At 66.5% G+C, this 21,650-nt stretch carries 16 protein-coding genes and 1 pseudogene; 11 read left to right on the forward strand and 6 right to left on the reverse strand.

All coding sequences use genetic code 11. The features are described 5' to 3' along the window. The first annotated feature begins 513 nt into the window (after positions 1-513). The 4 genes and pseudogenes from LW587_RS20815 to LW587_RS20830 all read left to right on the forward strand — a co-directional run bounded on the left by LW587_RS20815 (position 514) and on the right by LW587_RS20830 (position 9,343). Positions 514-1,074: a recombinase family protein gene (locus LW587_RS20815; RefSeq protein WP_232631501.1), complete on the forward strand. Its 561-nt coding sequence runs from the start codon at positions 514-516 to the stop codon at positions 1,072-1,074. 713 nt (positions 1,075-1,787) lie between these two features. Then, positions 1,788-4,958: a beta strand repeat-containing protein gene (locus LW587_RS20820; RefSeq protein ID WP_232631502.1), complete on the forward strand. Its 3,171-nt coding sequence runs from the start codon at positions 1,788-1,790 to the stop codon at positions 4,956-4,958. A gap of 509 nt (positions 4,959-5,467) precedes the next feature. Further along, positions 5,468-7,936: an Ig-like domain-containing protein gene (locus LW587_RS20825; protein ID WP_269780358.1), complete on the forward strand. Its 2,469-nt coding sequence runs from the start codon at positions 5,468-5,470 to the stop codon at positions 7,934-7,936. Between the two features lie 261 nt (positions 7,937-8,197). Next, positions 8,198-9,343: pseudogene (locus LW587_RS20830) on the forward strand (IS3 family transposase). 948 nt (positions 9,344-10,291) lie between these two features. Here the strand turns inward: LW587_RS20830 and LW587_RS20835 are convergent. From LW587_RS20835 to LW587_RS20845, 3 genes are all read right to left on the reverse strand, one after another. Next, positions 10,292-12,499 (reverse strand): hypothetical protein, encoded by a 2,208-nt coding sequence (locus LW587_RS20835; protein ID WP_232631504.1) that lies wholly within the window; start codon positions 12,497-12,499, stop codon positions 10,292-10,294. Beyond that, positions 12,492-12,734, reverse strand: a complete 243-nt coding sequence (locus LW587_RS20840) for a hypothetical protein (protein ID WP_332839849.1) — start codon at positions 12,732-12,734, stop codon at positions 12,492-12,494. Before LW587_RS20840 ends, LW587_RS20835 begins: the two co-directional genes overlap by 8 nt. A 65-nt stretch (positions 12,735-12,799) precedes the next feature. Beyond that, positions 12,800-13,009: a hypothetical protein gene (locus LW587_RS20845; protein ID WP_232631506.1), complete on the reverse strand. Its 210-nt coding sequence runs from the start codon at positions 13,007-13,009 to the stop codon at positions 12,800-12,802. Positions 13,010-13,068: 59 nt separating this feature from the next. Here LW587_RS20845 and LW587_RS20850 point away from each other — a divergent pair, with 59 nt between their 5' ends. The 3 genes from LW587_RS20850 (at position 13,069) to LW587_RS20860 (ending at position 14,432) form a co-directional block, all read left to right on the forward strand. Further along, complete coding sequence (locus LW587_RS20850) at positions 13,069-13,299, forward strand: hypothetical protein (protein WP_232631507.1); 231 nt, start codon at positions 13,069-13,071, stop codon at positions 13,297-13,299. Positions 13,300-13,810: 511 nt separating this feature from the next. Next, a complete protein-coding gene (locus LW587_RS20855) occupies positions 13,811-14,014 on the forward strand; it encodes a hypothetical protein (RefSeq protein WP_232631508.1) in 204 nt (67 codons plus the stop codon). A gap of 220 nt (positions 14,015-14,234) precedes the next feature. Further along, positions 14,235-14,432: a hypothetical protein gene (locus LW587_RS20860; RefSeq protein WP_232631509.1), complete on the forward strand. Its 198-nt coding sequence runs from the start codon at positions 14,235-14,237 to the stop codon at positions 14,430-14,432. 102 nt (positions 14,433-14,534) lie between these two features. Here the strand turns inward: LW587_RS20860 and LW587_RS20865 are convergent, their stop codons facing one another. Then, positions 14,535-15,299 carry a Crp/Fnr family transcriptional regulator gene (locus LW587_RS20865; RefSeq protein ID WP_232631510.1) on the reverse strand — a complete coding sequence of 255 codons (765 nt, stop codon included), beginning with the start codon at positions 15,297-15,299 and terminating at the stop codon, positions 14,535-14,537. 287 nt (positions 15,300-15,586) lie between these two features. Between LW587_RS20865 and LW587_RS20870 the strand changes: the two genes are divergently transcribed. From LW587_RS20870 to LW587_RS20880, 3 genes are read left to right on the forward strand one after another with little or no spacing between them, the layout of a single operon-like run. Next, on the forward strand, positions 15,587-17,029 hold the full coding sequence (locus tag LW587_RS20870) for an ABC transporter substrate-binding protein (RefSeq protein ID WP_232631511.1): 1,443 nt from the start codon (positions 15,587-15,589) through the stop codon (positions 17,027-17,029). A 32-nt stretch (positions 17,030-17,061) separates the two neighbouring features. Further along, positions 17,062-17,931, forward strand: coding sequence for an ABC transporter permease (locus LW587_RS20875; protein ID WP_232631512.1), 870 nt, complete (start codon positions 17,062-17,064; stop codon positions 17,929-17,931). Beyond that, the gene (locus LW587_RS20880) at positions 17,928-18,767 is read left to right on the forward strand and encodes an ABC transporter ATP-binding protein (protein WP_232631513.1); all 840 of its coding nucleotides are present in this window, start codon (positions 17,928-17,930) and stop codon (positions 18,765-18,767) included. Before LW587_RS20875 ends, LW587_RS20880 begins: the two co-directional genes overlap by 4 nt. Before the next feature lie 90 nt (positions 18,768-18,857). Here the strand turns inward: LW587_RS20880 and LW587_RS20885 are convergent, their stop codons facing one another. Both LW587_RS20885 and LW587_RS20890 read right to left on the reverse strand, forming a co-directional pair. Beyond that, positions 18,858-19,472: an SCO family protein gene (locus LW587_RS20885; protein ID WP_232631514.1), complete on the reverse strand. Its 615-nt coding sequence runs from the start codon at positions 19,470-19,472 to the stop codon at positions 18,858-18,860. After that, the gene (locus LW587_RS20890) at positions 19,465-20,583 is read right to left on the reverse strand and encodes an MBL fold metallo-hydrolase (RefSeq protein WP_232631515.1); all 1,119 of its coding nucleotides are present in this window, start codon (positions 20,581-20,583) and stop codon (positions 19,465-19,467) included. The genes LW587_RS20885 and LW587_RS20890 overlap by 8 nt, the downstream gene beginning before the upstream one ends. A gap of 591 nt (positions 20,584-21,174) precedes the next feature. Here LW587_RS20890 and LW587_RS20895 point away from each other — a divergent pair. After that, positions 21,175-21,447, forward strand: coding sequence for an usg protein (locus LW587_RS20895; protein WP_232631516.1), 273 nt, complete (start codon positions 21,175-21,177; stop codon positions 21,445-21,447). Positions 21,448-21,650: the final 203 nt, after the last annotated feature.

Genomic DNA, 21,650 nt, shown 5'->3' on the forward strand with positions numbered 1-21,650 from the left:
GGGCGTCCCGCCATACCCAAACAGGGGGTCAAAGTTCGACGCCGATCCAGGGTCAATGTTCAACGCTGTTTGACAGCCCTGAAGGCGGCTCCCCCGCACCTGCGGGGATCGACCCGCGCTTTGCAGCGGCGGGCGCGGGGCGTGGACGGCTCCCCCGCACCTGCGGGGATCGTCCCACCGGAAGAGAGCGACCTACAGCACCCCACACGGCCCCGAACCCTCTCGGATTGGCTCACGTGGGCAGGCCTTGAGGAGCGTCAGCTTTCATTGAGCGCTACTGCGGCGCCGAAGAACTACGGGAGATGCCAAAGCCGAACGTCCGCTTCTAGGTTAGGACGCGACATCCGTAAGGGGCGAAACCCAGCCATTGGGATGCCCGCTTGGCTCAGAAGGTACACCCTGTGAGCCAGGGCACGGTGCAGCCTTCAAAGGTGGCTCAAAGGTGTTGATTTGTTCTGAGCCACCCGTCACGTCCTGAGCCACACCTTTTGAGCCAGGACAGGACAGGACGGGATGTCGGCGATCGGGTACGTCAGGGTCAGCACGGGCGACCAGAGCGTCGAGGCTCAGCGGCACAGCATCGAGCAACGCTACCAGGTCGAGGAGTGGTTCGCCGACGAGGGTGTGTCCGGGGCTGTGCGCGCTCTGGAGCGACCGGGCTTCTCGGAGCTGTTCAAGTACGTCCGCAAGGGCGACACTCTGATCGTCGGTGCCATCGACCGTCTGGGGCGCAACACCCTTGATGTCCTCGCCACCGTCGAGGCCCTTCAGGCGAAGGGCGTCGCGATCGTAAGCCTGCGCGAGGGCTTCGATCTCTCCACCCCGATCGGCAAGGCCATGCTCACGATGCTGGCCGCCGTGGCCGAGTTGGAGCGCGCCAACAGCAAGGCTCGGCAGTTGGCCGGCATCGAGCGCGCGAAGGCTGAGGGTAAGGCTCTCGGGCTGAAGAAGGTGATCGACGACCGCTCCGTGGCCGCATGGCGCGAAGAGAACAATGCCACCATCGCGGTTACGGCCGCACATTTTGGGATCTCGACGGCCAGCGTGAAACGAGCCTGCCGGCTTCCAGCATGACGCGCAATTAATTGCGGGTGCCGCAACTCGCATACATCTGAGCTACCGTGGCCCGCAGGCAGAGTGTCTCGCATGGGTCGCGAGCGGGTGCCTCCTTTCTGATCGTAGGCCGCATCGATCCGATCTTAAATGGCCTGCGGTGTCCCACAACATCGTCTCGTTGAGGCACACTTAATAGGACCGGCCTCGGTGAGCCGATTCATGCTGCGGTGCTCCTCTTTATCCATCCGCCTCCTGTTTCTATTATCAAACTTGAGCACGATCATAATAACTTTGATCTTCTTTAGAAGGAAAAATCAATATGAAATCTATATCGCCGCAAGGACAAATGCGTCGTTCCGGCAAAAATATTTCATACAATCATCTTGCGAAATAGTGTTTCGAATTCAGCATGGTAAAGGCAGTGGAATGATAGAGTATCATTCAGGTCTAAAATTTGACTTCTTCATGCTGCGACTGCAAAGTCACACTCATTGAGCAACTACGCTTTCCAGATTGGTTTTTTTGTAAATCCAGCTAATATTGTACCTCTGGGGGGGGGGGGGGCACAAGCCCTGTTCTAAAACATGCCATAGGGCTGCGTTATGTCGAACGCTTTCACATATAGTCATCGAATGCTTACAGAAGGCGCTGACACAGCCTCTACGGGTATTTATTATGTAAGAACCCAACATGGAATAAATTATTATGAAATAGTTGGAGCGATATTCGGATTGGGCGGCAATGACTCTCTTACGGCAATTTCACCAACAAAGTACTATAATGGCAATAGTTACATTTCGTTCGGAGACAATGACTTTCCGTACGGTGGAGGATCGCTTTATGGTGGCGAGGGCAACGACGTCCTGTCAGGCGGCGCAGGTAACGACTTCCTGCGCGGAGATGCCGGGATCGACGTCCTGAATGGCGGTGTCGGCAATGACACCCTGGAAGAAGGCGATGCCGGCAGCAGCCTGGATGGCGGCGACGGCGACGATCAGTTGCAGATCGGCTACCAGTACCGTGCCGTAGGCACCGGGCTGACGGCGCGGGGTGGCACGGGCAACGATACGATCATCGGCGGCTCGGGAACCGACATCCTCGACGGCGGGGCTGGCGACGACACCCTGCAGATCAACGGCACGGACCTGACGGCCACCACGATCACCAACATCGAGCACCTACGGGTGGCCAGCGGCGTGGTCCTGACCGCTGCTCAGTTGAACGGCTTCACCGACGTGGGCAGTGCCTTCGGCAGCAGGGGTGACGTGACGGTCACCACGGCCGGGACGATCGGCGCCAACTTCCTGGCCGCCTTCGGTGGATCCCTCGCTACCTCGTCGGGCGCAGACACCGTCACGCTCGGTCATTCGACGGTGCAGTGGAGCATCACTACCGGGGCAGGCAACGACACGGTTACCTCAGGCGCTGGCGTTGACATCCTCTATGGCGGCGAGGGCAACGACGTTCTGTCAGGCGGCGCAGGTAACGACTTCCTGCGCGGAGATGCCGGGATCGACGTCCTGACTGGCGGTGTCGGCAATGACACCCTGGAAGAAGGCGATGCCGGCAGCAGCCTGGATGGCGGCGACGGCGACGATCAGCTGCAGATCGGCTACCAGTACCGTGCCGTAGGCACCGGGCTGACGGCGCGGGGTGGCACGGGCAACGATACGATCATCGGCGGCTCGGGAACCGACATCCTCGATGGCGAGGCTGGCGACGACACCCTGCAGATCAACGGCACGGACCTGACGGCCACCACGATCACCAACATCGAGCACCTACGGGTGGCCAGCGGCGTGGTCCTGACCGCTGCTCAGTTGAACGGCTTCACCGACGTGGGCAGTGCCTTCGGCAGCAGGGGTGACGTGACGGTCACCACGGCCGGGACGATCGGCGCCAACTTCCTGGCCGCCTTCGGTGGATCCCTCGCTACCTCGTCGGGCGCAGACACCGTCACGCTCAGCCATGCGACGGCGAACTGGAGCATCACTGCTGGGGCAGGCAACGACACCGTCACCACTGGGGCAGGCAACGACAGCCTCAACGGTGGTGAGGGCTTGGATCGCCTCGATGGCGGGGCCGGCGCGGACACCATGCAAGGCGACGGTGGGAACGACACTTACATCGTCGATCATGCTGGCGACCGCGTGTTCGAGAGTTCTCCGCAGGACGATTACGATAGCGTCTATGCCTCCGTGAGTTGGTCGCTCGCCGCGGGTCAAACCGTCGAGGCCCTCTACGCGGCTGCCCGCGGCATCACCCTCAAGGGCAACGAGCTGAGCAACAGCCTACACAGCGACGGCGGAGGTAACCGCCTCGAGGGCGGAGCAGGCAACGACCACTATTACGTCGTCGACGCGGCCGATCAGATCATCGAGGCGGCCGATGGCGGCTTCGATGTCATCTACGCCGCGGGCGATTGGACGTTGACCGAAGGCTCGAACGTCGAGGGACTGGCCGGCGATACCGGAGCGATCGCCCGCCGGCTCACTGGCAACAGCGCGAACAACGTCCTGTTCGGAGGTGACGGCATCGACATCTTGACCGGTCGCAAGGGCGACGACAGCTATCTCGTCAACCGAGCCGAAGACCGGGTGATTGAGGCCAAGGGCGAGGGCAGGGACGACGTTCAAACGTTGGTCAGCTATGCCCTTGCTGCCGGTCAGGAGATCGAATTTCTTTCCACCAATGACGATTTTGGTACTGACGCCATCAATTTGACCGGCAATGAGTTCGCCCAGACCATCACCGGCAATGACGGCCACAACATACTCAACGGCCGCGGTGGTGCCGACACGCTCGTGGGTTATCTCGGGAATGACACCTACATCATCGATAACGCCGCTGACCGCGTCGTGGAAATGGCTGGCGAGGGCCGCGACACGATTGTCACTTCGGTCAGTTACCGGCTCGCTATGGGCCAGCAGATCGAGGTCCTACAGACGGCTGATTCCAAGGGTACGGCCGCCCTCACACTCACCGGCAACGAGTTCGCCAACACACTCGTCGGCAATGCCGGAAACAACGTACTCGACGGTGGCGTCGGCAGCGACGAAATGATCGGCGGGGCCGGCAACGACACCTACATCGTCGACAATGCGGGCGACCGGGTGGTCGAGGCGGCGGGTGGCGGCCGGGACGCGGTCGCCGTGGGCGTGAACTACACCCTCGCGGCCGGCCAGGAGATTGAGGAGTTGCGGGTTCTCTCGTCGGCCGGAGATCGAGCGATCAGCCTGACCGGCAACGAGTTCGCGCAGACCATTCGGGGTAACGATGGCGCCAACCGGGTGGACGGCGGCGCGGGCGCCGACACCCTGATCGGCGGGGCCGGCAGCGACACCTACATCGTCGACAATGCGGGCGACCAGATCGTCGAGAGCAAAGGTGGAGGTTGGGACTCTGTCGCGACTGGGGTGAGCTACACCCTCGCCGCCGGTCAGGAGATCGAGGAATTGCGGGTTCTCTCGTCGGCCGGTGACCGGGCGATCGACCTCACTGGCAACTCGCTCAACCAGACGCTGATCGGCAATAGCGGCGCCAACGTCCTCAACGGTGGCTGGGGCAACGACGTTCTGACCGGCCGGGGCGGCGCCGATACCTTCGTCTTCGCCAACGGGCCGGGGACGGGAAACATCGATCGCATCACCGATTTCGCCTCCGAGGACACGATTCAGCTGTCGAAGAGCATCTTCACGACCCTGGCGACGGGGGAACTCGATCCGACGGCGTTCAAGAACATTAGCGTCAGCTCAGTCGATGCGAGCGATCGCATCCTCTACAAGCAGTCGACCGGCGAGCTGTTCTACGACGCCGACGGCTCGGGGAGCGGCGCGAAGGTGAAGGTTGCCGTCCTAGACAACAAGGCCGCGCTTACGGCGGTCGACTTCCTCATCGTTTGAGGCGCAGGAGCCGAGGCGGTCATTGCGATCGCCTCGCCCTACAAGCAATCCCTGCCCGCGTGATCCTTGGAGGCGTTCGCTTGGCGGATGTCGCCGACGACGGTGCGGGCATCGCGGTGCCCTGAAACGTCTATGAGGTGGACCATATCGGCCTCTAGCTCAGCCGCGGTGGTGATGAACCTTGCCCGCACGGAATGCGCCCCAAAATGGACACTCGGCAAAGCTACGCCGACGTTATTGTGTCGGGCAAAGCCGAGCCTCCCACCATGGCAGGACAAAATGGGATGAGTGGCATGGCTGGGGTAATGGATCTCCTTAGTTTTCGTAATAAAAATATTGAATCACTGAAAATCAAAACCAGATAATAAAGCGCGCTCAGATATGAAAACTTTAAATACGAGGATGATGTATTTCAAGATAGATCAAGGATGGAAATTTGATTTTTACTCGCAATCATAGTAGCCATCACCATGATTTAATGCGCCGAAAAGGCGCGAGGGGGTTAGGCCGTGGCACCGATTCTGACCAACAATGCACCAACGTTTGCTGGAGGCGGTACCGGCAAGATCCTCACACCCGTCGGCGCGTCGTGGGATACCGCCTATAGTGCGATGCTGCAGGCCGACGGCAAAATCGTAGTCGCTGGGCAAGGCTGGGGCAGCAACGGCAGCTACGATTTTGCGGTGGTGCGCTACAACGCCGACGGCACGCTCGACACCAGCTTCGGCACAGACGGCAAGATCTTCACACCCGTCGGCACGTCGAGCGTTGAGGGCCGGAGTGTCACAGTGCAGGCCGACGGCAAGATCGTCGTCGCCGGGTATGGCTATGGCATCAACGACAGTGCCGACTTTGGGGTGGTGCGCTACAACGCCGACGGCACGCTCGACACCAGCTTCGGTGACGGCGGCACCATCCTCACACCCGTCGGCACGTCGGACGACTTCGCCTACAGTGTCACGGTGCAGACCGACGGTAAGATCGTCGTTGCTGGAAATGGCTATGGCAGCGGCGGCGATGCCGACTTCGCGGTGGTGCGTTACAACGTTGACGGCAGTCTCGACACCGGCTTCGGCACCGGCGGCAAGATCCTCACACCCGTCGGTGCGTCGTACGATGAGGGCCGCAGTGTCATGGTGCAGGCCGACGGCAAGATCGTCGTCGCGGGGTATGGCTATGGCAGCGGCAGCGGCAACGACTTCGCGGTGGTGCGCTACAACGTCGACGGCACGCTCGACACAAGCTTCGGCGCCATCGACACCCTCGGGGGCAGCGTCCGCTTCACCGAGGGCGACCCTGCCATCCGCCTCGACACCGACGTCGCCATCGCCGATCTCGAACTCGACGCGCTCAATGGCGGGCTGGGCGATTATGCCGGCGCCGAACTCACGCTCGCCCGCAGCGGCGGCGCCCACGCCCAGGACGTGTTCGGCTTCGACCCCGCCGGCTTCGTCGTCGCGGGCCATACCCTGGAGACCATCGGCGGCGACACCTTCGCGACCTTCACCGACGCGGACGGGAGCCTCGTCATCCAGTTCACCGGCACGAACGTAGCGACCTCGGCCCTCGTCACGGCCGTCGCGCGAGCGGTGACCTATGCCAACACCGCCGACGCGCCCCCGACCTCGGTCGCGATCGCCTGGCGCTTCTCCGATGGCGGCAGCGGCGCCATGACCGCCACCGGCACCACTACCGTCACCCTCACCGGCACCAACGACGCCCCCAGCCCGACCGCCGACATCCTCGGCGTCACGCAGCGCCTGACCGCCAGCGGCAACCTGCTCGCCAACGACAGCGATTCCGACGGCGACACGCTCAGCGTCACCGCGGTCGGGGCGGGCACCGGCACCAATCCCCCCGCCTTCGACGGGGAGAGCCAGGTCATCGGACGCTACGGCACGCTCACTCTGAACGCCGACGGCCACTATGCCTACGCGGCCACCGGTGAAGGCGGCGTGGCCGTCGGCGAGGTCGTGACCGACACCTTCACCTACGGCGTGTTCGACGGCGCGCTTGGGCAGACGAGCACGCTGACATTCGAGGTGACCGGGTCGGGTCTGGGGACGGCGGGCAGCAATAGCTTCCTGCTCACACACGGCACGTCCAGTGCCACAGGCCTGGGCGGGAACGACAGCTACACCGTCGACGAGGCCGGCGACCAGGTGATCGAGGCGATCGGCGGCGGGCGGGACACCGTCGCCGCGGCAGCGAGCTACACCCTCGCCGCTGGCCAGGAGATCGAGGAACTGCGGGTCGCCTGGAGCGCGGGGGATCGCGCCATCAACCTGACCGGCAACGAGTTCGCGCAGATCCTCAAAGGCAATGGCGGTGTCAACATTCTCGATGGCGGGGCGGGAGCCGATACGCTCGATGGTGGAGCCGGTGCCGACACCCTGATCGGTGGCACCGGCAACGACACCTACATCGTCGACAATGCTGGCGACCAGATCGTCGAGACCAAGGGTGGAGGCAAGGACTCCGTCGCGGCTTTTGTGAGCTACACCCTCACCGCCGGCCAGGAGATCGAGGAACTGCGCGTCCTGCTGGCGGCCGGCGATCGGGCCATCGACCTGACCGGTAATTCGCTCAACCAGACGCTCATCGGCAACGGCGGCGCCAACGTTCTCAATGGCGGCTGGGGCGACGATGTTCTGACCGGCCGAGGCGGCGCCGACACCTTCGTCTTCGCCAACTGGGCGGGGACGGGCAACATCGACCGCATCACCGATTTCGCCTCCGAGGACACGATTCAGCTGTCGAAGAGCATCTTCACGACCCTGGCGACGGGGGAACTCGATCCGACGGCGTTCAAGAACATCAGCGTCAGCTCAGTCGATGCGAGCGATCGCATCCTCTACAAGCAGTCGACCGGCGAGCTGTTCTACGACGCCGACGGCTCGGGGAGCGGCGCGAAGGTGAAAGTTGCCGTGTTCGACAACAAGGCCGCGCTCACCGCGGCCGACTTCCTGATCGTGTGAGACGGAACGGCGCACGAGGAACCTCGCCGCGGTTGAAACGAAGGGGGTTGAGGTCAGCGAGTCTCGGGGCTGTGCCCCGACGGACGCCCCGCAGCCCTTCAGCTTTGATCAGCGGCCTGGAGGCGGGTTCCGTAAGCCGCCCTTATGCGAATGGCAGCGGCAGCTTCGGAATGATGCAGCCCGTAGCCGAGCGCCGAATTGGCCTGCTGCTGGTTTCCCGGACACCCGGTTTAGGTGTGATGGTGAAGCCGGAGGTGCTCCATGCAGCCTCGCAAGTTCGGACGTGAGTTCAAGATCGAGGCGGTTCGACTGGTTCGGGAACGTGGTGTCAGTGTCGCGCAGGCCGCGCACGATCTCGATGTTCACGAGTCGATGCTGCACCGGTGGGTGAAGCAGGCGGCGGCCGATCCCCAGCACGCTTTTCCCGGTCAAGGGCAGATGAAGCCCGAGCAGATCGAGATCGATTGCCTGCGCAAGGAGGTCGCTCGTCTGAAGGCGGAGCGTGATATCCTAAAAAAGGCCGCCGCATACTTTGCGAGGGACGCGATATGAAGTTCGCGTTCATCGCAAAGCATCGCGCTGTCTGACCGGTCGCGTGGATGTGCGCGGCGCTCGGTGTCTCGCGCTCCGGCTTCCACGCTTGGCTCACCCGGCAGCCCAGCCAACGCACACGGGACGACGAAGCCATCCTGAGCAAGGCCCACGCGAGCTTCGTGGCCAGCGACCGCACCTACGGCGCGAGGCGCGTCTGGCGCGATGTGTTGGCCGAGGGTGTCTCGTGCGGGCTGCACCGCATCGAGCGGATTATGCTCCAGAACGCCTTGAGCGCGACCGCGCCGACGCGGGCTACCGAAGGATGAAGGTGACCGGGCTGCCGCTTCGCCCAATCTCTTGGAACGGCGATTCGCGGCCGACGCCCCGAACCGGAAATGGATCGCCGACTTCACGTATATCTGGACCGCCGAGGGCTGGCTCTACGTCGCCGCCGTCATCGACCTGTTCTCGCGCCGTGTCGTGGGCTGGTCGATGCAGACCGGCATGACGGCTCAACTCGTCACGGATGCGCTCGTCATGGCGATCTGGCGCAGGGGCAAGCCGGATGCCTTGCTGCATCACTCGGACCAGGGCTCGCAATACACGAGTGAAGCCTTCCAGCGTCAGATGGCCGAGCACGGCGTGACCTGCTCGATGAGCCGGTCGGGCAACGTGTGGGACAACGCGGCGATGGAGAGCTTCTTCTCCTCGCTGAAGACCGAGCGCACGGCCCGACGGACCTACCGGACCCGGGACGAGGCTCGGGCCGATGTGTTCGACTATATCGAACGCTTCTACAACCCGGCCCGGCGGCACTCGACCTTGGGCTACCTCAGCCCTGTCGAGTTTGAAAACCGAGCCCAATTAGCTTAGGACGGTGTCCACCAAACCGGCAGCAGGCCAGAAAAACTGTTGCCAGAAAAGAAGGCAGTACCAGCTGAGGGATAGGCGCGGGGCCCTCGGTGTTGTCAGCAGCTTGGGTGGGCCTGGAAGGCTTGGGCAGGCTAAAATTTCGCGGGTTGGAAGGCTCTGTCGCCAACATAAGCCTTTGCCTTCTCTTGCTGAATTCCGACCGTCGGCGGCCTAGGAGGCCCCGGCGGGCTCCGTCAGCCACCCCTCTAATTATATCCCCTCCTCTATCTCTCCCCCGGGGGCCCCCGTCGGCCCATCCGCACGCCCTCTGGAGGCGCCGGCTTGGTCGGCTCTCTTCTCCCTTCTTCTATTTTTCCACCTGAAAGGGAGAAACGGCCTTCCAAGCCCACCCAAGCCTTCCAAGCGATGTCAAATCAGACATTTAGCTGATCCCCTTAGCCTTCCGCGGCCTTCCGCCGGCCACCCTATTCCAAGCCTTCCGGCACCAAGCCCTGCATCAGGCCCCGTCGCCAAAATGCTGGAGGCTCAGGCCGAGCTAGCTGCTGGGCTGACCTGCGGTTGCACAGAGATGGGCTCGGTGTTCGCAGGATACTCGGAGCCCCGTTCCCGGGCCCGGGCGTCAACCCCGTCAACCCTCGTTTTGGGACCGTGTCACTAGAGGGATCTCGGATGCCTTCCGACCGCAGAGACGCCATTGGCCGGGAGGGACCCGCTTGACGCGGTGGCCTGTTAGCCTCTGTTAGCCCTCACCTCGGCGGTGCATCACTGAAGACATTTCGGATGCTTTCCACCCGCAGATGCACCACCGACCAGGAAGGACCCGTTGGACCGAGCCGGCTGCGCGCAGCCGCTCTTCCCCCCTGCATTTCGTGTGGAAGGCGTGCGGCCCCAGGAGCGAAGGGGGAGCGGGGGAGAGAGGAAGGCAGGACCAACCAAAACCGGAGCTAGTCAGGTCTTGCGGATCTCCCAGAACATCTTGCCGGACTTCCGCTGCTGTGCGTCGATCCCGCGAGCGCGCAGGGCAGGGGCAATGCGTGCCATCGCCGTTCCGACGGCCTGCGGGGTCTTGGGCCACCCGAAGCTGTTGCGGGTCCGATCGGTGGTTACCGCCGGGTCCGACAGGCACTCGAGCAGCTCAGTCGGTGTCCCGCGCCACGCGTCGCCCAGCACCCCATTCATGAAGGCGACTACCGCGGCGGCGACCGGGTTGTTCTCGAAGGCGGTGTTGGCAAGCTCGGTTTGGTTGGCGCTGTAGGCTTCATACAGGGCGGCTCCGTCGAGGCCGAGGCCAGGGGCCGCGGCGACCATGAACCGGGCGAAGCCGGCCATGCGGGGCAGCTTGTCGAGCTTGATCCCCTCGACCTCGCGCAAGCCGGTGGAGAGGGCTTCGAGGATCGTCCCGAGGACGCGCGGGGCGGCCTCCGCCCAGGCCCGCCGGATGTCCGCCGAGGTGGTGCGCTCCTCCTCCGGTACGGGGCGCAGCCGCACGGTGATGGAGCGTTGGGCGAGGTCTGGCCGGTCGGCCAGGGTCGGGATACCGTTGAGGATCACCGGCCGCTTGGCCTCCAGGATGGAGAGGCCGTCGTTGGTGTACATCGAGCGCGAGGCCAGCGCGCCGCCCGTGGCCAGGATGCAGAGGCTGTCCGACATCCAGTTCTCGACCTTCGACAGGTTGTCGAGGGCGACGAGATGGGTGTGCTGCGCCAGCACGAAAAGGTCGCGGTCCTCCTTCGGGGGTGACAGGATGTCGACCGCATGCGGATCGACGATGGAGCGCAGAAGGCGGCTCAAGGTCGATTTCCCGGTTCCTTGCTCGCCGTTCAGGATTAGCAACGGGTATTCCTCGGCGTCGCGCATCGCGCCGAGCACCCAGGCCACGATCAGGTGAAAGTCGGCTTCTGTACTGACGTTGACGAAGGGGCGCAGCTCATCGATGCCGCGCTCCGAACCGAACTCCGGCTCCGGGAGGGGCTGCATCCCCTCCGGCCGCACGAAGGGCAGGTCATGGCTGTCGAGGATCTGCACCCCACGCGGTGAGACCTCGACCGCGCGCCAGCGGTCACAGCCCAGGTCCAGATAGAGGTTTCCGTCCCGCTGGCCGACGCGCAGCCATTCCTTGCGGCATGGGCCGTAGGCGATGGCCTTCGCCTCCAGGATGCGGACCGTTTCCTTGATCGCGGCCTCGGAGGGCACGCGACCCGTGTCCTCGAATGCCTTGAGGCTGATGTGCCGGGCGAACGCTTCGGAGGACAGGCGCCAGTTCTCACGGTGTCCCTCCGGCATCAGGATCGAGGCGAACGTCATTTTCTTCGGGGTGTGCCACAGCTCGAACTCGGCCGTCAGGGCGAGAAGGGTATCGTGCCAGGGTGGCCGGCCGGGGCCGCGCTTGCCGCCATCGTCCGCTACGAGCGCCGGGGTGGCCACCGAGGGCATCGGGATCGGCGTCAGGGTTTCGGCCCATCCGATCGGGCGCGCGCCCGCGACGAGGCTCAGGGCGCGCTCCTGCGACCATCCCTCGGCCAGGGCATCGGCAGCGTCCCAACCCTCGGCGATCCCGGTGGGCGGCTCGATCTGCGCGAGCGATGCAGCGCCGGCCACGAGGATCAGCTCCGCGGCGGCCGAGGCATAGGCGAGACCGGGGGCGTCGGCGTCGGGCCAGATCACGACGCGGCGGCCACGAAGCATCCTCCAGTCGGCCTTGCCGGCGCTCTTACTGCCGTTGGGGCTAGTGACGGCCACGCAATCGGGCACCAGCTCGCCGGCAGCATCGGCCGCCTTCTCTCCCTCGCACAGCACGACCAGCGCCCCAGGCCGGGCCGCGAGCCTGTCGAGGCCGTAGAGGGGACGGGGCTCCGTCCATCCCTTCCACTTCCACTTGAGAGCGCCGCTGGCCGTCTCCCGGAACAGGGTGAGCGGCTGATAGGTCTTGCTGCCATCCGCGCGTACGAAGCGGCAGGCGTAGCCCAGCAGCCCACCGCTCGCGTCGAAGTAGGGCCAGCGATGTACCGGCTCCCCATGACTCGGGTGCTGCTTGGGGAATGCCGGTGCACCCTTCGGCACGGGCATGACGGAGAGGAAATCGGCCGGTGGGGCGAGCTTGGCGGCAAACCTTGGGGCAGCAGCGCTGTTGAGGGGGGCGAAAGGGTTGTTACTCATACGCGTCGACGCCTACCATCACGGCGACGCTACGGGCCGCCTCGTCTTGCTTCAGGTCGAAGAGGAAGGCGGCGAGCGCGATCAGGTCGCCGCCCTTGTCGCCCGTGGCGAAGTCACCCCAGCGGCCGGTGCTGAGATTGACCTTGAAGGAGCCTGGCTGGCTGTCCCCTCGCTTGGGGTTCCGGGCGACCCACTCGCGTCCCTCGCGACGCCCATCCGGGAGCCATCGAGTCACGACCGCGTCGGCGCTACTCCGGGCAGCGTCGGCGATGTGGTTGAAGGCAATGCGCCGACCCCGCCTCATGACAGCCCATCCCAACCGGCGGTGTTGCGGCCATATGCGGCCTTGATTTTGTCTGCGATTGCTTGCGAAAACTCCTCGTGTCGGCGACCGATCGTCAAGAACACCTGCATATCGACGAGTTGGTAGACGGCGCCGTTGATGACGCAGAGGCGGACCTCCTCTGTGTTGTTCTTCCAGACGGTAGCGGTGGTGCGGAAGTTGGTCATGCCCAATCTCCTCCCAGGAAGCTGCGCACGGCGGGGCGACCACAAAAAAGGCCTGCACCATGGCCCTCTCGGTCGATCAGCGCGACAACTTGGCTTGCCCGGACAGCGATAGCTGGCCTAAGCGTACAACCGGATTTTTTCTCAGAGCCGCTTTGATCAGCGCCGTTGCGGGCTCCTACCCCCGCAGCGGCGTTCGTCTTTTTGGTATCCACTTTCCGTTCCCTTCGTCGCTTTGCGACGAGGAACAAGAGCATTATAAATCAGTGGCTTACCTGCGCTTCCCAAGCTGAATGTCGTCGGTTCGATCCCGATCGCCCGCTCCAACCAACCCGCTGAAGCGTCAGCCCATTTGACGCATGGCCCCGGGGGCCGATCAGGGGGCCACACACCCCCCCAGCGATCGCCTCGGCCCTTCGCGCGATGCGGGCCCGGAAGCCTATTCCGCGCGCCCTTGCTCGACCGGCTTGAAACCGCGAGCGCGCGCATTCCCGGCGTCCATCAGGGCGGCGAACATCCGCCCGCCGCGGAGATCGGGAACGACCGGGCGTCGATCGCCCCTCGGCGGACATCGCATCAGGGCTCGGACGGCGGGTCATTCCGTGCAAGATGCTTCGCACCGCTCTCGGAGGGGCGTGCGCGATCCTGCGGCCGTCAGCGGCGCGCCGTGTATCGGCGTACGCCTCGAACGGGAGGCGGCCCCGAACGCGCGCAGGATGGCCGCCCTCGACGCCGCCGGCGTCGCGTTCAGCGCCGAGAACCGGAAAGGCCAGGGATGCGGTTGAGGAAGGAACGGGCCGACGCATGAATGCATCTGAACTCAAGGATCTGACCGGCGCGCGCGCGGCTCTGTCCCGGCAACGCAACGCGATTGCGCGGCGGATGGCCGGGATCGATCTGGCGCCCGTGTCGATGGCCGAGGATCTGACCCGCGTCCTGTTGGCGATCGAGGCCGTCGACCGGGCCCTGGCGGATGCCGGCCAGCCCTTCATGGCAGCGGAGGACTGATCGGGGCGCCATGCCGTGGGTCACGGGTTCGCCGGACCCAAGAGCCCGGGCTCGGGGTGCGGGACAGCCCGCGCCTCGGCCTTCGCGTTCGGAATCCGGGCGCCCCGGCGCCCCCAACCCGGGCCGGCACTCCCTCCGCGCGAATTTTTTCGCGCCGCCACAGCCCTGCAAAGCGCGCCCCGTCCTGGCGGCGGCGGCTTGGTCGTGCGATACAGCGCCCATGACGAGCGATATCCCGCACCCCTATTCCATCACGGTCGAGCCGCTGAAGAAGCCCGAGGGTCAGTTTGGCTGGGCCCTCAGGAAGCATGGGAAGCTGACCGAGCGGTCGGACCGATCCTTCCCCAGCGAAGCCAAGGCGTATGAAAGCGCCTTGAAGGCCGTCGAGCGCGATCAGACCGGCTTCGGAAGCCGATAGGCTTCCGCGACCGGGCCGAACGCGACGCCGCGAACCCACCCCTGGCTCTGCCGTAGGGGCGGGTTCGCGGCGTGCGCCGGCCTTGCGTCGAGGGAACCGGCGTCAGCCGTCCGTCAGCACGATCTCCTGAAGCCGACTGGGCCGCATCAGGCGGATATGCGCGGCGTCGATCGCCACGATCCCCTCGCGCTGGAACCGCTTGAGCATCATCGTCACCCATTGCCGGGTCGAGCCGACCAGCGCGGCCAATTCGTCATGGGTGATGCGGCGGCGGATGACGACCGTGCCGTTCTCGGGCGTGCCGTAGAGGTCGCCGAGGTTGAGGAGCAGTTGCGCCAGCCGCTCGATCACGGAGCGGGTGCCGAGCATCTGCGCCATCGCGGTGTAGCAGCGGCCCTTGGCCTCGAGGGCCGCGATGAGGCAGAGCGCGAAGCCCGGCATCTGGCGCACCAGGCTGCGAAGCGTCGCGCTCGACAGCACGGTGACGCGCACCGGCTCGATCGCGACCCCCGACCATTGATGGCAGCCGCCGCCATGGATGCTCGGGCCACCGATGAAGTGGCCGGGCGTCCAGTAGGCGAGCGTCACCTGCCGCCCGGAAGGGCCGGAATAGAACACCCGCACCCGGCCTTCCTCAATGAGGAAGATGCCCTCGTGCGGCGCCCCTTGCGTGAACACGCTCTCGCCGGGCGCGAGGCTCAGCGTCCGGCCGGCGGCGCGCACCCGGGCGATCTCGGCAGGGGTCAGCCCGTCGAGGAAGCTCGCGCCGTCGTCGAGTCCCTCGACCGTCTCGCTGAGGAACAGCGCGCTGGCGATCAGCGGCGCCGGGCGGCGGGGTTCGGGCAGCGGGAGCGGAGCCGACGACATCGGAGGGAACCTCGGGAACGCGTCCGGGGACCGACCCGTCGCCCGGTTCGATTATCGGCCTCCGTCGCTTGAGAGCAATTCCAAATCAGTCACTCGATTGAACACATCCTTCTACCGTGCGGCTTTTTTCGAGCATAGACTTCCAGACCGCCAATTATCACGGCTCATCACCGCACAACTGACCCTGGCGACGAAATTAATTGCTGGCCGCCGCCACATTCGGGACGGCACATCCGCAGCGTCGCCGTCGTCCTGAGCGGTCGACGCAACCGCCCACGGAGCCCCCGGTGACCCATCGCTTCCCGCTCACCCGCCGCCTCGCCGCCCTGCTCCTGACGGCGACCGCGCTCGGCGCGGCGGCACCCGTCGCCCTTCGGGCCGAGACCATCCGGGTCGCCATCGGCACGCAGGACACCACGATCAACTGCGCCACCGGCGGGCTGCTGATCCGCGAGCTGAAGCTCCTCGAAAAATTCCTGCCCCGCGACGGCCGGTACAAGGACGTGACCTACGACATCCAGTGGCGCAACTTCACCAGCGGGGCGCCGCTCACCAACGAGATGGTGGCGGGCAAGCTCGATCTCGGGGCGATGGCGGATTTCCCCGGCTCGCTCAACGGCTACGCCTTCGCCAAGGCCGGTCGCCGCTCGCGGTTCATCGCGGTGCTCTCGGGCAGCCTGCGCGGCAGCGGCAACGGCATCGTCGTGCCCAAGGAATCCCCCGTCCAGTCCTTCGCCGACCTCAAGGGCAAGACGATCTCGGTGCCCTTCGCCTCCACGGCGCACGGGCTGCTCCTGCGGGCGGTGACGGCGCAGGGCTGGGAGCCGGGCCGCGACGTCACGATCATCACCCAGGCGCCGGAGGTGGCCGGGGCGGCGCTGCTCGCCAACAAGATCGAGGCCCATGCCGACTTCGTGCCCTTCGCCGAGCTGTTCCCCTGGCGCGGCTTCGCCCGCAAGATCTACGACGGCGCGCAGGCCGATGCCCCGACCTTCCACGGCGCGCTCGCCGACGGCGACTATGCCGAGAAGCACCCCGAGATCGTCACCGCCTATCTGCGCGCCGCGATCGAGGCGGACCGGCTGATCGCCGCCGAGCCGGAACGCTATTCCGAGCTGATCGAGCGGGTGACCGGCATCGAGGCGGAGGTCGCCTACCTGTTCCACGGACCGCTGGGCCTGCAGACCCGCGACCTCACGTGGAAGCCCGCGTACCGGCAGGCGGTGAAGACCTCCTTCGCGACCCTCAAGCTCCTGAAGAAAGCCGATTCCGACATCGACCTCGACCGCTTCGTCGAGGACCGCTTCCTCCGCGCGGCCACGGCGGAGGCCGGGCTCGACTACGCGGCGCGGTTGAAGGACGAGGCCCCGCTGCCGCTGCGGGCGAACGATGCCGCCACCGGCCAGCCGATCACCGATGCGTCCCGGGTCGCGCAGGTCTGGGTTCGCGGCGAGGCCAAGGTCCGCCCCTACGCCGCGCCGGAGACGGCCTTCGCGGCCCTCGCCGAGCTCGAACGCCAGGGCCGCGAGGCCCGCGCGGTCTACGCGCAGGATCGCGGCACCGGCATCAAGCTGTTCGCCACGCAGGCCTGGTACGTGCGCGATCCGAAGGGCGCCCTGAGCGCCTTCCTGCTCAAGGGCGACGCGCAGGGCTACGCCACCGCCCAGGGCGGCGAGGTGCTCGACTTCGCCGCGGCGCGGGCCAGCCACACCCAGCTCTCGGCCCGATGAGCGGAACTGGGAGCGGACCCATGAGCGGACCCATGAGCGGATCCATAAGCGCGTCGGCGATCGAGACGGCCCCGCCGATCCGCGGGGCACGGGGGCCGGCGATCCGGGCCCGCAGCCCCCGAACCCTGCCGCTCGGGCGCCTCGCCCGGCGCGGCCTCGCTCTGGCTCTGAGCCTCGCGGCCTGGCACCTCGCGGCGAGCCACCGGCTCGATCTCGGCCTCGTCACCTTCCGCAACGTGCCGACCCCGGCGGCGGCGGCGCAGGCCGCCTGGGCTCTGCTCCACGCGCCCCTGCTCCCGACCCATCTCGGCGCGAGCCTCGTGCGGGTGCTGTCGGGCTTCCTCGCCGCGCTCGGAACCGGCATCGCCCTCGGTCTCGCCATCGGCCGCTCCCGGCTCGCCCGCGACCTCCTGCTGCCGCCGCTCGAAGTGCTGCGGCCGATCCCGGCGGTGGCCTGGATCCCGCTCGCGATCCTGATGTTCCCGTCCTCCGAGGTCTCGATGGCGTTCATCACCTTCACGGGGGCGCTGTTCCCGATCCTGCTCAACACCGTGCACGGGGTGGAATCGGTCCATCCCCGGCTGGTGGCCGCCGCGCGCAGCCTCGGTGCGGGCGACACCGCGATCCTGCGCGAGGTGATCCTTCCGGGGGCGGCCCCCAGCATCGTGACGGGGGCCGCGATCGGCATGGGCACGGCGTGGTTCTGCCTCGTGACCGCCGAGATGATCTCCGGCCAGTACGGGATCGGCTACTTCACCTGGGAATCCTACACCTTGCAGAACTACGACGACATCGTCGTCGGCATGCTGCTGATCGGCCTCCTCGGGATGGGATCGAGCCTCGTCGTGCGCTGGCTCGGCGAGCGGGCGACGCCGTGGATCGGCGCGGGAGCGCAGCGATGAGCGCGGGCGCCGCATGGGCCGGCCTCCCGGCAGCCGACGGGCACGTCGCCATCCGGGGCGGCGCGATCCGCCTCGGTCGGGGTGCCGCCGCCTTCGACGTGGTCGAGAACATCGGCCTCGACATCCCGGCCCGGCAGTTCGTCTGCATCCTCGGGCCCTCGGGCTGCGGGAAATCGACCCTGCTCGGCGCGGTGGCCGGCCATCTCGCCCTGTCGCGCGGCAGCGTCAGCCTCGACGGGCAGGCGGTCACCGGCCCGCATCCCGACCGCGGCATCGTCTTCCAGCAGCACACGCTGTTTCCCTGGCTCAGCGTCCTCGACAACGTCGCCTTCGGCTCGAAGATGTCGGGCGTCGGCCGGGCGGAACGCCGGGAGCGGGCGCGGGCGCTGCTGGCCCAGGTCGGGCTCTCCGACTTCGTCGAGGCTTACCCGGCGGAACTGTCGGGCGGCATGCAGCAGCGGGTCGAGATTGCCCGCGCGCTGATCAACCAGCCCCGGGTTCTGCTGATGGACGAGCCGTTCGGGGCGCTCGATGCGCAGACCCGGCTGACGATGCAGGAACTGCTTCTCGACATCTGGACGCGCCACCGCACCACGATCCTGTTCGTGACGCACGACATCGACGAGGCCCTGTTCCTCGCCGACCGGCTCATCGTCATGACGCCGCGTCCGGGGCGCATCCTCGACGACATCCCCCTAGCCTTCGGCCGCCCCCGCGACCGCGGCCTGATCACCGATCCGCGCTTCACGGCGATCAAGCAGCGCTGCCTCGCGCTCCTCCAGGGTGCCCCCGGCGGGGTGCCGCTCGCGCGGCTGAGCCCGATCGGCATGCCCTAGGGACGCGCCCGGGATCTCGGATCCCGGCGCGATCCCCGTGTCCGAGAGGGGCTCCACCTCTCGGGCCGATGCGAGCGGGCGCCGCACCCGTCAGCGCGATTCGAGATGTGGGCGGAGGATCGTCAGCATCCGCTCGGCCGAGGTGCCGGGCGGGAAGAAGCCCAGATAGGCGCCGCTGCGGTCGAGGAGGTAGACGAAGGCCGAGTGGTCGATGGCGGAGGTGCCGTCCGCCCGCACGACCTTCTCATGGAAGACCTTGTAGGCCGCGGCCGCCTGGCCGATCGCCGCCGCGCTGCCGGTCAGGCCGATCAGGCGCGGATGGAAGCTCGGGACGAACTCGGCCAGGAGGGCCGGCGTGTCCCGGTCCGGGTCCAGGGTGATGAAGACGGGCTGGATCGCCGCCCCGGCCTCGCCCAGCAGGGTCAAGGCCCGGGCGATCTCCATCAGATCGGTCGGGCAGACATCGGGGCAGCCGGTATAGCCGAAGGTGAGGATCACGAGCTGGCCGCGCAGGTCCGCGTCGGTGCGGGGGCGCCCGTCCTGATCGATCAGCGCGAACGGCCCGCCGACCGGCTCGCGGTTCCACATCAGCACGTCCATCAGCGCGGCGGCCGAGCGCGGCGGCGCCTCGGCCCACGTCGGGCCCGCGGCGAGGACGGCAAGAGCGAGACCCGCGAGGCGCGCGGCGGAGACGCGCCTACGCACCGAAGGTGAGCCGGCTGCCGGTGGTCGGGACGATGACGTGATCGGGCATCTGCGCCTGCGCCTCGAGGGCGAAGTTCAGGCCGCTGCAATGCATCGGGATCACCACGTCGGGCTTCAGCGTGCCGATCTCGGCGACGACCTGACTGAGGTAGTCCTTGGGCGCGGGCCCGAGATGGAAGCCGCCGACGATGGCGTGCACCTTCTCGACGCCCGACACCTCCTGCGCCTGCCGCACCGAATTGACGATGCCGACATGGCCGCAGGAGGAGATCACCACGAGGCCCTTGCCGCGCACATGATAGCAGGTGGCGTGTTCGTGGACGTGCTCGTCCGGGATGACCTTCCCCTGGAGTTCGGCCGGCGAATAGTGGGTGGCGTCGCAGCCGAGCCCGTCCTTGATCCCGCGCTCGACGAAGGTGTTGGGCAGGATGCGCTCGGACGAGCGGCGCTTGATCGGGCCGGTGGTGAAGGCGTGGCCGGCGACCACGGTGGGCGCCTCGCACAACACGGTGGCGATGCGGCGCGCGGTCAGTTCGCGACGGTCGAGCTGGCCGAAATCGGTGAACTGGCCCTGCACCCCGCTCGGGGAGAGCCGGTGGCAGAAATTGTCCTCGCCGCCGGCATAGAGCTTCAGGTCGGGCGAGAGCCCGTCGCGATAGCGGTCGAGGAAGCCGGTCAGGCCGCCGTAATGGTCGTGATGCCCATGGCTGACGATCAGCGCATCGACCTTGGTCGGGTCGACCTTCAGGATCTCGATGTTGTTGAGCAGGGCCTCGGGGCTGTAGCCGAAATCGAGCAGGATGGTGCGGGCGTCGTCCCCGCTCTTCGATTCCGCGAAGAGCGAGAGGCCCCACTGATTGTGCAGCACCTTGCGGTAATCGGCGCCGCGGCCATTGCCCGGCGGCTGGTGCCGCACGCCCTGGACCGTGACGGGCTTCAGGAACTGGTCGTGCGCGGAATCGATCAGGACGCGCAGGCTCAGCGCGTCGACCGTCGGGACCTCAAGGGGGGCGGCGCGCGCCACCTCGATGCAGGAGAACCCGGCCGCCGACCCGGCGGCGAGCACCGCCGACAGTTTCAGGAACCCGCGCCTGTCGAGAGTCTCGGCCATCCACCCGCTCCGTCTGGATATCGTATCCATCGTATAGCGGAGCTTGGCCGAAACGGATTTCTTTCTTTGTCCCGGGCGCCGGAAGATTCTTCGAAGATCAGCCACGCCGAGAGACGCTTTCCGCCAATCCTGCCGGGACTTGCGGGGCACCGCGAATCGCGCCCGGCGCGATCAGCGGGCGACCCACAGCGGGAAGCCGCTGGGACCCTGCGGACATCTTCTCTCGGGAGCTTCTCGCGGGGGCGGTCGCAAGCCGCGGAGCCCACGGTCTCGCCCAGCGCCTGGGCGGCGTCGCGATCAAAGTCGCGATGGCGGCCTCGGTCGCGGGCCTGCGGGTGACCACGGAGGCGCTGGGGGCCGAACGCCCGAAGGAGTAGGCCCCCAGCGCCTCCCGGCGGCCCGGACGACGGATCGACGGTGGCCGGGCCGCGGACATCCGCCACCCGGCAAGCTTGACGGCATCGTTGTTGCTCGGACAGCTTGCCCGTTCCGCTCAGGGTCGGGCGCCCTCACGGCGTGCCGCCCCGGTCGAAGCCCCCACGCTCCGGCCCGGGACCACGTCGGGTCACCCTGCGTCGAGGAGGTGGATGCATGGCCCTGTCATCGGAGTTTCGCCGTCGGCTCGAAGGATACGGTCTGACCACGGCCGAGATCCTGTATCACCTGCCGGATCACCCGCATCTGCTCCAGACCTTCATCTGGCAGCAGCTCGATCTCTTCCCCCGCTTCCCCGAATTGCAGCGGTTCCTGGCGTTCTGGCAGGAGCGCCTGGACGGCCCGCTCCACTCGGTGCGGGTCATGCACAGCCGCCTGATCAAGCCGGCCGAGTTGAGCGCGGTCTCCGGCGCGTTCCACCTGCAATGAGACCCGAGCGGCCCCGAGCCCGGCCGATGGGCCGGGTCCGGCGCCGTCCGGGGTTCAGCCGACCGGCGTCGTCCGCGGCCGGCACCGCCCGCTAGGCCGGCGCCTGGATGGGATCATAGCAAATCTGGTTGATCCCTTCGGGATGGCGGATTTGGGCTTCGCTCAAACGCCGCGCGGGCTTGCCTGATCCGGGCTCCGCTTTG

Origin of the sequence: Methylobacterium sp. Leaf118, from assembly GCF_920984675.1 — a bacterium.
In the GTDB taxonomy this organism is placed as follows: Bacteria; Pseudomonadota; Alphaproteobacteria; order Rhizobiales; family Beijerinckiaceae; genus Methylobacterium.

Coding starts and splice junctions, on each gene's coding strand:
- LW587_RS20890 (WP_232631515.1), bottom strand. CDS start 20,583: ATGGCCGAGACTCTCGACAGGCGCGGGTTCCTGAAACTGTCGGCGGTG.
- LW587_RS20845 (WP_232631506.1), bottom strand. CDS start 13,009: ATGACCAACTTCCGCACCACCGCTACCGTCTGGAAGAACAACACAGAG.
- LW587_RS20880 (WP_232631513.1), top strand. CDS start 17,928: ATGAGCGCGGGCGCCGCATGGGCCGGCCTCCCGGCAGCCGACGGGCAC.
- LW587_RS20835 (WP_232631504.1), bottom strand. CDS start 12,499: ATGAGTAACAACCCTTTCGCCCCCCTCAACAGCGCTGCTGCCCCAAGG.
- LW587_RS20860 (WP_232631509.1), top strand. CDS start 14,235: ATGACGAGCGATATCCCGCACCCCTATTCCATCACGGTCGAGCCGCTG.
- LW587_RS20815 (WP_232631501.1), top strand. CDS start 514: ATGTCGGCGATCGGGTACGTCAGGGTCAGCACGGGCGACCAGAGCGTC.
- LW587_RS20855 (WP_232631508.1), top strand. CDS start 13,811: ATGAATGCATCTGAACTCAAGGATCTGACCGGCGCGCGCGCGGCTCTG.
- LW587_RS20895 (WP_232631516.1), top strand. CDS start 21,175: ATGGCCCTGTCATCGGAGTTTCGCCGTCGGCTCGAAGGATACGGTCTG.
- LW587_RS20875 (WP_232631512.1), top strand. CDS start 17,062: ATGAGCGGATCCATAAGCGCGTCGGCGATCGAGACGGCCCCGCCGATC.
- LW587_RS20850 (WP_232631507.1), top strand. CDS start 13,069: ATGGCCCTCTCGGTCGATCAGCGCGACAACTTGGCTTGCCCGGACAGC.
- LW587_RS20865 (WP_232631510.1), bottom strand. CDS start 15,299: ATGTCGTCGGCTCCGCTCCCGCTGCCCGAACCCCGCCGCCCGGCGCCG.